The 11,816-nt window shown below is 58.9% G+C and carries 8 protein-coding genes; 1 reads left to right on the forward strand and 7 read right to left on the reverse strand.

Going from position 1 to position 11,816, the window contains the following annotated elements; genetic code table 11:
* Positions 1 to 168: 168 nt before the first annotated feature.
* From QE453_RS05700 to QE453_RS05730, 7 genes are all read right to left on the reverse strand, one after another.
* Complete coding sequence (locus tag QE453_RS05700) at positions 169 to 1,797, reverse strand: alpha-D-glucose phosphate-specific phosphoglucomutase (protein WP_006698100.1); 1,629 nt, start codon at positions 1,795 to 1,797, stop codon at positions 169 to 171.
* A gap of 4 nt (positions 1,798 to 1,801) precedes the next feature.
* On the reverse strand, positions 1,802 to 3,244 hold the full coding sequence (gene glgA, locus QE453_RS05705; protein WP_044459461.1) for a glycogen synthase GlgA: 1,443 nt from the start codon (positions 3,242 to 3,244) through the stop codon (positions 1,802 to 1,804).
* A gap of 5 nt (positions 3,245 to 3,249) precedes the next feature.
* Positions 3,250 to 4,512 (reverse strand): glucose-1-phosphate adenylyltransferase, encoded by a 1,263-nt coding sequence (glgC, locus tag QE453_RS05710; RefSeq protein ID WP_004437759.1) that lies wholly within the window; start codon positions 4,510 to 4,512, stop codon positions 3,250 to 3,252.
* A gap of 21 nt (positions 4,513 to 4,533) precedes the next feature.
* The gene (gene glgB / locus QE453_RS05715) at positions 4,534 to 6,741 is read right to left on the reverse strand and encodes a 1,4-alpha-glucan branching protein GlgB (protein WP_004437762.1); all 2,208 of its coding nucleotides are present in this window, start codon (positions 6,739 to 6,741) and stop codon (positions 4,534 to 4,536) included.
* Positions 6,741 to 9,203, reverse strand: coding sequence for a glycogen/starch/alpha-glucan phosphorylase (locus QE453_RS05720; protein ID WP_022563443.1), 2,463 nt, complete (start codon positions 9,201 to 9,203; stop codon positions 6,741 to 6,743). Before QE453_RS05720 ends, glgB begins: the two co-directional genes overlap by 1 nt.
* Before the next feature lie 489 nt (positions 9,204 to 9,692).
* The gene (locus tag QE453_RS05725; protein WP_004437768.1) at positions 9,693 to 10,463 is read right to left on the reverse strand and encodes a class II glutamine amidotransferase; all 771 of its coding nucleotides are present in this window, start codon (positions 10,461 to 10,463) and stop codon (positions 9,693 to 9,695) included.
* Positions 10,464 to 11,177: an aspartate/glutamate racemase family protein gene (locus QE453_RS05730; RefSeq protein ID WP_112416458.1), complete on the reverse strand. Its 714-nt coding sequence runs from the start codon at positions 11,175 to 11,177 to the stop codon at positions 10,464 to 10,466.
* 167 nt (positions 11,178 to 11,344) lie between these two features.
* Between QE453_RS05730 and QE453_RS05735 the strand changes: the two genes are divergently transcribed.
* On the forward strand, positions 11,345 to 11,806 hold the full coding sequence (locus QE453_RS05735) for an Lrp/AsnC family transcriptional regulator (protein WP_279873951.1): 462 nt from the start codon (positions 11,345 to 11,347) through the stop codon (positions 11,804 to 11,806).
* The last annotated feature ends 10 nt before the right edge of the window (positions 11,807 to 11,816 follow it).

Below are 11,816 nucleotides of genomic sequence, written 5' to 3' on the forward strand. Positions count from 1 at the left end.
TGAAAGGTATCGGCAGAATAGGAGGGTTGGAAATCCTCCTCCGTCATCCTCGAGCAAGCCCGAGGATGACGCCGAGCAGGGTGGCGGACGTGTCACTCCAACGAGTTGCTTTGTGAACTCATCGTATTGTGCCCGGCTCTCTCAGGAGAAAGCAGCGCCGCAGCCAGCTTATGTGATAACGCTCGGCGCGCTTCGTCCCGTATGAGCCTTGATGCCGGCGATCGTATCGGCAACGGCAATCAGGTCGGCGAGCGCTTCCTGCGTTTCGATGCCGTGACGCGCCGCGTCCGGCTCGTAACGCTCGACATAGAGACGAAGTGTGGCGCCCGCCGTACCGGTGCCGGAAAGGCGCAGCACGATGCGCGAACCGCCTTCGAACAGGATGCGGATACCCTGGTTCTTGCTGACGGACTGATCGACCGGATCGTGATAGGCAAAATCATCTGCTGCGGCGACCTTCAGATTGCCGTAGCTGGTGCCGGGAAGTGTCGCGAGCTTTTCGCGCAGGGTCGCCACCAGCGTGTTGGCGGCGTCCGAATCCACTTCCTCATAGTCGTGGCGGGAGTAATAATTGCGGCCATATTCGGCCCAGTGCTTTGTGACGATGTCCTTCACGCTTTCCTTGCGGGCGGCGACGATGTTCAGCCAGTAGAGCACGGCCCAGAGACCATCCTTCTCGCGTACATGATTGGAGCCTGTGCCGAAGCTTTCTTCGCCGCAGATCGTCACCCTGCCGGCATCCATGAGGTTGCCGAAGAACTTCCAGCCGGTTGGAGTCTCGTACATGCCAAGGCCGAGCTTTTCCGCGACACGGTCAGCTGCCGCACTTGTCGGCATGGAACGGGCGATGCCGGAAATGCCTGCCGCGTAACCGGGCGCCAGTCTGGCATTGGCGGCGATGATCGCCAGACTGTCTGATGGCGTGACGAACATGCCCTTGCCGACGACCATGTTGCGGTCGCCGTCGCCATCGGAAGCAGCGCCGAAATCGGGGCCTTCCGGGCTCATGACATCGTCATAAAGCTCCTTGGCGTGGACAAGGTTAGGGTCGGGGTGATGGCCGCCGAAGTCCGGCAGCGGTGTAGCATTGCGGACCGAGCCCTTCGGAGCGCCAAGCCGCTTTTCGATGATCTCAACGGCATAAGGGCCTGTGACGGCGCTCATGGAATCGACCACGACCTTGAAGCCGCCGGCGATGAGGGCACGGATGGCATCGAAATCGAACAGCTCTTCCATCAGGGCGGCATAATCGGCGACCGGGTCGATCACCTCGACCGTCAGATCGTCCACCTTGAAGCTGCCCACCTTGTCGAGGTCGATATCGGCGGCGTCTGAAATTTTGTAGCTGTCTATGACCTTGGAACGGGCGTAGATCGCGTCGGTGATCTTTTCCGGGGCGGGACCGCCATTGCCGATATTGTATTTGATGCCGAAATCTTCGGTGGGGCCGCCGGGATTGTGGCTAGCGGAGAGCACGATACCGCCGAAGGCCTTGTATTTGCGGATGATGTTGGATGCGGCCGGCGTGGAGAGAATGCCGCCCTGACCGACCAGAACCTTGCCGAAGCCGGCGGCGGCGGCCATCTTGATCGCCTTCTGGATGACTTCGCGGTTGTAGTAACGGCCATCGCCGCCGATCACCAGCGTCTGGCCTTCAAAGCCCTCAAGCGCGTCGAAGATCGACTGGATGAAGTTCTCGGCGTAATTTTCCTGGGCGAAGACGGGCACCTTCTTGCGCAGGCCTGAAGTGCCCGGCTTCTGGTCCTGATAGGGCTTCGTCTGAACAGTCTTGATCATTGGTTCAATGGCCTTTCGAAATAAGCTGGCTGTAAAGCGCGGCGTAAAGGCCGGCGCTCTTTTCCCAGGAAACATCGGATTTCATCCCGAGTTTCTGCATTTGTGTCCATAGTTTCGGGTCGTGATAATAACGGATGGTCCGGCGGATCGCCTGTTTGAGACCATCAAGCGTGACGGGGGAAAATTGCACACCGGTCGCCGACTTGTTGGCGATAGCGGCATGGTTGGCGTCGATCACCGTGTCTGCAAGGCCGCCGGTGCGGGCGACGACCGGAATGCAGCCGTAACGCAACGCATAAAGCTGGGTGAGGCCGCAGGGTTCAAAGCGCGAGGGGATGATGATCGCGTCGCAGCCCGCCTGCATGAGATGTGACAGGGGTTCGTTGTAACCGATGGCAACGCCGACGCGGCCATGGTGGCGGGACGCCGCCGCCAGGAGCGCACCTTCCAGCGCCACATCGCCCGCGCCCAGCACCACCAGACGGCCGCCGAGGGAAACGATCTCGTCCACGGCTTCGGCCATGAGGTCGATGCCCTTCTGCCAGGTGAGGCGTGAGATGACGCAAAACAGCGGGCTGTCATCGTCATCGATGCGAAAATGTTCGGCGACAGACTTCTTGTTCAGGGCCCGGTTTCTGAGATTGGCGGCGGAATAATTGTCATGAATCAGATGATCCGTTGCCGGGTTCCAGACGTCCGCGTCGATGCCGTTGACGATGCCGTGCAGCACATGGGCTCGGCTGCCGATAACGCCGTGCAGGCCCATGCCGAATTGCGGGGTGAGGATTTCCTCGGCATAGGAGGGACTGACGGTGCTGAGCGCCGTCGCCGTCTGCAGCCCGCCCTTGAGGAAACTCACATCGTTATAATATTCCACGCCCTCCATGCCGAAAGCATGGGCTGGTAGCCCAAGCTTGCTGAAGATGTTGGCGCCGAACTGCCCCTGGAAGGCAATGTTGTGAATGGTGAGCAGGCTCGGAATTTCAGGCGTTTCGGCATAACGCATGTAGACTGGCGCCATGGCAGCCTGCCAGTCATGAGCGTGCAGGAGATCCGGCCGCCAGTCGGGAAATTCGCCGGCTGCAATGCGGGCCGCCGCCAGCGAAAGCGCCGCAAAGCGCTTCCAGTTGTCGGGATAATCCTTGCCCGTCTGGTCGAGATAGGGCCCGCCGGAGCGCTCGTAATAAGCGGGCGAATCGAGGATGAGGAGATCCAGTCCCTCGTGCCGGCCTTCGAGCAGATCGGCCTTTTCGCCCAGCAGGTCGGTGAATTCGTAACATTTCACCGCGTTCGTCACGGCAGCTTTCACCGCCGGATACCCGGGTATCAGCGTGCGCGTCTTGACGCCATAGGCTTCGAGCGCGATGGGGAGCGCGCCGGCAACATCGGCGAGCCCTCCGGTCTTGATCAGGGGGTAGATTTCGGATGAAACCGAAAGGACATTCATCGGCGCTACAGGTCCAGCTTGTCGATCATCGATTGGGTGATAAGGCAGATGCCGTTTTCGGTGCGGCGGAAACGTTTGGCATCCAGTTCTGGGTCTTCTCCTACAATCAGTCCTTCCGGAATGACCACGCCATGGTCGATGACGACATTGCTGAGCTGGGCATGACGCCCGATCTTCACACTCGGCAGTACTACGGCATTCTCAAGGCGGGAGTATGAATTGGCGCGCACGCCTGTGAACAGAAGGCTGCGGTTGAGCGACGCACCCGAAATGATGCAGTCACCGGAAACGACCGAAGACACGGCCGAACCACGGCGGTTCTCGTCGTCATGGACGAATTTTGCCGGCGGGGTGATTTCCGCATAGGTCCAGATCGGCCAGGATTTGTCGTAGATATCGAGGTCAGGCACCACATCCGTCAGGTCGATATTGGCCTGCCAGTAGGCGTCGATTGTGCCGACGTCCCGCCAGTAGGGGCCATGCTCGAAATCCGAACGCACGCAGGAGTCTGCGAAGCGGTGGGCAACGGCTTTGCCGTGTTTCACGATATAGGGAATGATGTCCTTGCCGAAATCGCGGCTGGAGGTGGGGTCTGCGGCGTCGCGGCGCAGCGCTTCCATCAGGAATTTCGTGTGGAAGACGTAGATGCCCATGGAGGCGAGCGCAAAACCCTCATTGCCGGGAATGCCGGGCGGATCGGCGGGCTTTTCAATGAAATCGATGATCTCGTCTTTTTCATTCACATGCATGACGCCGAAGCCGGTTGCTTCCATACGCGGCACTTCAAGGCAGCCGATCGTCACATCCGCACCGGAATCGACATGCTGCTGCAGCATGTATTCATAGTCCATTTTATAAATATGGTCGCCGGCGAGGATGACCATGTATTCCGGCCCATAGGGCTCGATAATGTCGATGTTCTGGTAAACCGCGTCTGCCGTACCCTCATACCATTGCGTTTCGGAAACGCGCTGGGAGGCGGGCAGGATGTCAAAGCTTTCGTTACGTTCGGGGCGGAAGAAGTCCCAGCCGCGCTGCAGGTGCCGAATGAGGGAGTGCGCCTTGTATTGCGTGGCGACGCCGATGCGGCGAATGCCGGAATTAAGCGCGTTGGAGAGCGCAAAATCGATGATGCGCGCCTTGCCGCCGAAATAAACGGCGGGTTTTGCCCGGCGGTCCGTCAGTTCCTTCAGGCGGCTGCCTCTGCCGCCCGCGAGGACATAGGCCATTGCATCACGCGCCAAAGGCTGAACTCTTTTTTCCGACATGGTGTCCTCCCTCTCTGTCTGTCAGTTTTCCGGCTCGAGCATGATCGTGGCGAGCGGCGGCAGGACGAGCATCGCCCCGATATCGCCGCCGGCATCGACCGCCTGAACGCGTCCGCCATTTCCCTTGCCGCTGCCGCCATAAATTTCGGCATCGGTGTTGAGAATCTCCCTCCACCGCCCCGCCTGGGGCAGCGGCACATAATAGTTTTCCCGATAGACCGGGGTGAGGTTGCAGATGACCGCGACCGGCTTTTCGCCGGGCGCCGTGCGCAGCCAGGCGAAGACGGAATTCTCGTGATCATCGACCACAAGCCAGCGGAAGCCGTCGGGTTCGCAATCGCGGGCGTGCAGGGCGGCTTTGGACCGATAGGTGAGGTTGAGGTCGCGCACCAGCCGGCGCATGCCTTCATGCATCGGATATTGGCGAAGGTTCCAGTCGAGCGCGCCCTTTTCGCTCCATTCGCTCCACTGCGCAAACTCCTGACCCATGAACAGCAGCTTCTTGCCGGGATAACCCCACATGAAGCCGTAATAGGAGCGGAGATTGGCGAATTTCTGCCAGTCATCGCCGGACATTTTGGCGATCAGCGACCCCTTGCCGTGCACAACCTCGTCGTGGGACAGCGGCAGCACGAAATTTTCAGTGAAGGCGTAAAGCAGGCCGAAGGTCAGTTCCTGATGATGGAACTTGCGATGCACAGGCTCCCGCGAGAAATAACTCAGCGTGTCGTGCATGAAGCCCATATTCCACTTGAAACCGAAACCGAGACCGCCCTCATGAACGGGCTGCGACACTTTCGGCCAGGAGGTGGATTCCTCGGCAATCGTCATGACGCCCGGATGGGTGCCATAAACGAGGGAATTCATCTTCTGCAGGAAGCGCACGGATTCGAGATTTTCGCGCCCGCCATATTCGTTCGGGATCCACTCACCTTCCTTGCGGGAATAATCGAGATAGAGCATCGAGGCGACTGCATCGACGCGCAGGCCGTCGAGATGGAATTTTTCAGCCCAGTAAAGCGCGTTGTTGATGAGGTAGGACATGACCTCGACGCGGCCGAAATTATAGATCGCCGTGTTCCAGTCGGGATGGAAACCCTGACGCGGATCGGCGTGCTCATAGAGCGCCGTGCCATCGAACCAGCGAAGTCCATGTTCGTCGGTCGGAAAATGCGCGGGAACCCAGTCCAGCAAAACGCCGATGCCAACCTTGTGAGCGCCATTGACGAAGCGGGCAAACCCTTCGGGATCGCCAAAACGTGCGCTTGGGGCGTATAGACCCGTCGTCTGGTAACCCCAGGAAGGGTCATAGGGATGTTCCGTAATCGGCAGGAACTCGATATGGGTGAAGCCCATATCCGTACAATAGGGAATGAGCTGGGCGGCGAGCTCGTCCCAACTTAGGAAGGTGCCGTCCTCACGACGCTGCCAGGAGCCGGCATGAACCTCATAGATGCTGATCGGCTGGCGGCGCTGGTCCACCTGCGCCCAATGCTCCCTATGGGCCTGATCTTCCCATTTTTGCGTCAGTTCGGACGTAGTGACGGAAGCGTTCTTCGGCCGCAACTCGGCGCGGCGGGCATAGGGGTCGGCTTTCAGCGGCAGCAGCTCGCCGTTTGCACCGAGAATCTCGAATTTGTAGGCGCAGCCGGCATAGACGTCGGGCGCGAAGATTTCCCAGATGCCCGTATCCTTTCGGAAACGCATCACATGCCGGCGGCCGTCCCAATTGTTGAAATCGCCAACGACGGAAACGCGCCGCGCATTCGGCGCCCAGACGGCGAAGTGAAAACCTTCAACGCCTTCGAGCTTCAGCGGGTGCGCGCCCATCTTGTCGAACAGCCGCAGATGCGATCCTTCCCGGACGAAATAATCATCCATGGGGCCGAGAACCGGGCCGAAGCTGTAGGGGTCTGTCACAGCCCACTCGGCATCATCGCGGCAGGCGCGGTAACGCACCGGCTGGCGTTTGGAAATATCGATCGGGCCTTCAAAAAAGCCGTCCGGGTCCAGCTGCTTCAATTCGCCCACGAAATTTCCGTCCAGCGTCAGGACGGAAACCTCCTCGGCACCCGGAATGAAACAGCGGGCAGAAAACCCTTCCGGCGTTTCGTGAACGCCGAGAAGGGCAAAGGGATTGGAATGCAAACCGCTCTTGATCGCCTCGATTTCAGCCTTCGTGATGTCGCCAGTCTTTTTCTCGTCGGCCGAATTGAGCGGTTTTTTCATCAGGCTCTCCAGATCTCGGTGGCATATTGGCGGATCGTCCTGTCGGACGAGAACCAGCCCATGCGCGCCGTATTGCGCACTGTTTTGGCGTACCAGCTATCCGGATTACTCCAGATCGCATCTACTTCTCGCTGCGCACCGGCATAGGCGTCGAAATCGGCGGCAACCATGAACCAGTCGCTGTTGTAAATACCGTCGATCAGGCCGGCGAATCGTGAGCGGTCATCCGGCGAGAAGACGCCTGATGCGATGGACGAAAGGGCCTGCGACAGTTCCGACGATCCTTCGATGATCGCGCGGGGATTGTGACCCTCTGCACGGGCTCTGGCCACCTCATCGGCCGTCATGCCAAAAATAACGATGTTGTCTTCACCGACATGATCGCGCATTTCAACGTTGGCGCCATCGAGCGTGCCGATGGTCAGTGCGCCGTTGAGGGCGAATTTCATGTTGCCGGTGCCGGAGGCTTCCATGCCGGCCGTCGAGATCTGTTCGGAGAGATCGGCGGCGGGTACCATGATTTCCGCGAGCGAGACGTTATAGTTCGGAACAAATACCACTTTCAGAAGCCCGCGCACGGCCGGATCGTTGTTGATGACCCGGGCAATATCGTTGGCAAGCTTAATGATCAGCTTCGCGTTGTGGTAACTCGGCGCCGCTTTGCCTGCAAAGAACTTAACGCGCGGAACCCAATCCAGTTCCGGGTGAGAACGAATCTGGTCGTAAAGCGCGACGGTTTCCACGAGGTTCAGAAGCTGGCGCTTATATTCATGGATACGTTTGATCTGGATGTCGAACATGGCCGACGGATCGACGCGAATGCCCATGCGCTGCGCCACCGTATTGGCAAGGCGCACCTTGTTCAGACGCTTCACCTCGGCGAATTTCTCGCGGAACGCGGCATCGTCGGCGAAACGGTCGAGCGCTGTCAGCTTTTCCGCATCATCGAGGAAATCGTCGCCGATCGTTTCGCGAAGCAGGCTGGTGAGGCCGGGATTGCACTGCATCAGCCAGCGGCGCGGTGTGATGCCGTTGGTCTTGTTGTTGATACGGTCAGGATAGAGGCCGTGGAGATCGGCAAAGACCGTCTCCTTCATCAGCTCGGTATGGAGGGCGGAAACGCCGTTGATCGAATGAGAGCCGATGAAAGCGAGATTGCCCATGCGCACGCGGCGCTCGCCGCCTTCATCGATGAGCGAGATGGAGCGGATCTGCTGATCCGCCATCTTCTTTTCCTTGCGGGCAAAGAGCAGCGTATTTGCGTTGATGGCGTAGACGATCTGCATGTGCCGGGGCAGAAGACGTTCGAGCAGCGGCACGGGCCAGCTTTCCAGCGCTTCCGGCAGCAGCGTGTGATTGGTGTAGGAGAAGGTACCCTGGGTGATCTTCCAAGCCTCATCAAATTCCAGCCCGTGCACATCGCATAGAAGGCGCATCATCTCCGCAATGGATATGGCCGGATGTGTATCGTTTAGCTGGATCGAGACCTTTTCCGGCAGCGAAGTAAAATCCGGATATTGCTGCAGATGGCGGCGCAGAATGTCCTGCAAGGAGGCGGAGGAGAAGAAGAATTCCTGCCGCAGGCGCAGTTCCTGACCGGCAGGCGTCGCGTCAGCAGGATAAAGAACCCGCGTCAGGCTCTCCGCCTTGTTGCTTTCACGCAGCGCGCCGATGTGGTCGCCAGCGTTGAAGGCAGCCAGCAGAATGGGATCGATCGGCTGTGCCGACCAAAGGCGGAGCGTGTTGACGCGAGTGCCGCGCCAGCCGACCACCGGCGTGTCATAGGCCATGGCGATGACGCGTTCGGCCGGTTTCCAGACGAAACGCTGCGGATCTTCATAACCGCCGATCGTCTCTACAGATCCGCCGAAGCCGATTTCATAGGAGCTTTCGCGGCGTTCGAATTCCCAGGGGTTACCGTGGGCAAGCCATGTTTCCGGCAGTTCCACCTGCCATCCGTCAGCCATCTGCTGGCGGAAGAGGCCGTGCACGTAACGGATGCCATAGCCATAGGCGGGGATATCAACGGTCGCCATGGATTCCATGAAACAGGCGGCGAGACGACCAAGGCCGCCATTGCCGAGCGCGGCATCCGGCTCCAGCCCGGCGATGACGTCAAGATCGACGCCGAGCGATGACAGCGCGTCGCGGATTTCATGCATCAGGCCGATATTGGAGATGGCGTCGCGCATCAGGCGGCCGATCAGGAATTCGAGCGACAGGTAATAAACGCGCTTGGAATTGTTGGCATAGGCCTTGCGGGTGGATTCCATCCACTTGTCGATGATGCGGTCGCGTACGACGAGAATGGTTGCGGTCAGCCAGTCATGCGGCTTGGCAACCTTGACGTCCTTGCCGATACGGTAGGTGAGGCGTTCGATGATTTCCGACGCCATGATTTCCGGGTTGGAACTGCGCGGCGCGGGACGGGGGAGATCGGCGGCGTTGAGATTATTGATCATTGGTCGGTCAGCACCTTGGTGGGAGGAGAGGGTCTGATGAGGTCGATCCGTGTTGCCTTTGCTGATGCCAGTTTATGCATCGATATGGAGGTGTGGCAACAGCAATTTTTTCGGAAAGTTGAACGGCCTAGGGTGATGAAAAATAAGACTTTTTACTCTGCGTTCCGAGGATCGCCGAAGGGATTGCCGGCCCATTATGGGTCGTTCCTGAACGGGTTTGCATGGTCTTCGCGATGGCGGGCAACGTGCAAGAAAGGGAGAGGCTGCAACACTTCTAAATGGTTCACCGGTCCTGAAATCTGTTTCGCTCTAATATTCCGTTTTGCGCGTCGAGCCGAAAATCGTGCTTATTCCGATCCGACGCCATGGACCACACTAGCCTTCGCGGCCGCAAAAATTCAATGAAAATAAACGAGGCATCGCGGCAGCCGCACCGGTCGACGGAAGCGACGCGGCGAAACCGGGAAAATGCGGCCAGCAAAGCCGGGATTACGGAAGGAAAAAAGCCTGTGTCGTCATTTTTCCGGCGCGGATCGTCACGCTGGTATTTGGTGGAACGGCGCACCAGGGAGCACAATCGAAGGAAAAGGGTTCCGAACTCAACGCAATGCCTTCGTCCAGACCGCGCCAGTAAAGTGTCGGCGGCTTGTCATCGCTTGACCAGCGGAAGGCGTGAACGCAGTCACCATCCATCAGAACGGCGCTGAATCTCAATGCGGAAGAGACACCCGCCGCCATCATCTTTTCCTGGCAAAGCCGCAGCGCGGTAGAGATGGCATTGACCGGGTCCACCTCAAGGCCATGGCCGGCGGCAATCAAGAAGATCGCTTCGCTGTCGCCCGTGCCGCGTCGGGATGCATAGATGTCATCGGGGATAAGGGAATCGATATCGCGCCTGATCTGCTCATAGCCACCGATCTGGCCGTTATGCATGAAAAGGTATTTCCCATGCGCAAAGGGGTGGCAATTGGCGCGCGAGACTTCGCCCGACGTGGCGGATCGCACATGCGCCATGAACATGCCCGACCGAAGCTGGTGGCAAAGCGCCGCGAGATTGGCGTCTGACCAGGCCGGCCGCGTGTCGCGAAAGACGCCGGGCGTTCCGCGTTCGCCATACCAGCCAAGGCCGCAACCATCACCATTAACGACGGTCTTGGCTTCCCTTGCTGCCATGGACTGGCTGACCAGCGAGGCTTCCGGCTCGATCAGCAGGCTGTCGAGCCAGACCGGTTTACCGGAATAGGCAAAGAGGCGGCACATTCATGCGGCTCTGTCGAAAGCCTTGTCTCCGAGCGCAAAACCGACGGCGGCCTTCGCGTGAATGGCGGTCGAATCGTAACCCGGCAGCGGCAGGGCGTCGGGATCGATCAGCAGGGAAATTTCGGTGCAACCGAGAATGACGGAATCAACGCCGAGTGCGCGGGCCTTCTCGATGACCGCAAGATAGCGGTCACGCGAGCAGGACTTGATCTCGCCCTGGCACAATTCACCGAAGATGATGTCGTGGATGGCGGCCCTGTCTTCCGCATCCGGCACGACCACGTCGACGCCGTGGCGGCGCATCCGGTCGGTGTAGAAACCGTGTTCCATCGTGTAGCGGGTGGCGAGCAGCAGCGGCTTGCTGCGTCCATCCGTTTTCAGGGCGGCTGCGGTCTCGTCGATGATGTCAATCAGCGCCACGCCGGACATTTTCGCAACGGTGTCCGCAACGAGATGCATGGTATTGGTGCAGATCAGTACACAATCGGCGCCGGCATTGGCAAGGCGCGCGCCTGCTGCACCCAGAAGCGCGCCGGCCTCATCCCAGCGGTCTGCCTTCTGAAGGGCGACGACCTCGGAAAAATCGAGCGAATGCATGACGATATCGGCCGAGACCAGACCGCCCCGGCTGTCGCGAACCGCCTCGTTGATCATGCGGTAATAGGTTGCGGTGGATTCCCAGCTCATGCCGCCGATCAGGCCGATCCGTTTCATAAGAGTTCCCTTTTCAACTTTGATTGAAAGTAAGAATGCCATCGTCGCAACGAAAACGGCATGCGTTTTTGCGCAGTTTTCGGGGCCTAGATGCAAACTTTGCGCGCTTTCTGTCCTGATCTCGCAAATTTCTTGCGTACTTGCATTAACCTGTGCATTGTTCGCTGATGATTGATGACCGCGACCGCCGAATCCTTGCGATTCTCCAGGAAAATGCCGAAGCCCCGCTCGCCGATATCGCAGAGGAAGTTTCCCTGTCGCTATCGGCCTGTTCGCGCCGCATCACGCGGCTACGAACGGAAGGTTATGTGACAGGCACCATGGCGCTGCTCGACCGGCGGAAGGTCAATCTTCCGACCACGGTTTTCCTGCTGGTAAGAACGGGCCTTCATGCGGAGGACTGGCTGGACCGGTTCCATGCCGCAGTCAGCACCATCCCTGAAATCGTCGAGGTTCACCGGCTCACCGGCAATTTTGATTATATTCTGAAGCTCGTCCTGCCGAATGTCGAATATTACGACACGGTCTACAAACAGATTCTACGCCGCGTGCAACTTTACGACATGTCCGCCTATATCTCCATGGAGACGGTGAAACTGTCGTCTTCGCTGCCGACGACGCATATCTGAGGGCTATCGA

The organism is Agrobacterium sp. SORGH_AS_0440, from assembly GCF_031453135.1.
Classification (GTDB): Bacteria; Pseudomonadota; Alphaproteobacteria; order Rhizobiales; family Rhizobiaceae; genus Agrobacterium; species Agrobacterium pusense.

Excerpts from the sequence above, each read along its gene's own strand:
- QE453_RS05700 (WP_006698100.1), bottom strand. The coding sequence starts at position 1,797 with ATGATCAAGACTGTTCAGACGAAGCCCTATCAGGACCAGAAGCCGGGC.
- glgA (WP_044459461.1), bottom strand. The coding sequence starts at position 3,244 with ATGAATGTCCTTTCGGTTTCATCCGAAATCTACCCCCTGATCAAGACC.
- glgC (WP_004437759.1), bottom strand. The coding sequence starts at position 4,512 with ATGTCGGAAAAAAGAGTTCAGCCTTTGGCGCGTGATGCAATGGCCTAT.
- glgB (WP_004437762.1), bottom strand. The coding sequence starts at position 6,741 with ATGAAAAAACCGCTCAATTCGGCCGACGAGAAAAAGACTGGCGACATC.
- QE453_RS05720 (WP_022563443.1), bottom strand. The coding sequence starts at position 9,203 with ATGATCAATAATCTCAACGCCGCCGATCTCCCCCGTCCCGCGCCGCGC.
- QE453_RS05725 (WP_004437768.1), bottom strand. The coding sequence starts at position 10,463 with ATGTGCCGCCTCTTTGCCTATTCCGGTAAACCGGTCTGGCTCGACAGC.
- QE453_RS05730 (WP_112416458.1), bottom strand. The coding sequence starts at position 11,177 with ATGAAACGGATCGGCCTGATCGGCGGCATGAGCTGGGAATCCACCGCA.
- QE453_RS05735 (WP_279873951.1), top strand. The coding sequence starts at position 11,345 with ATGATTGATGACCGCGACCGCCGAATCCTTGCGATTCTCCAGGAAAAT.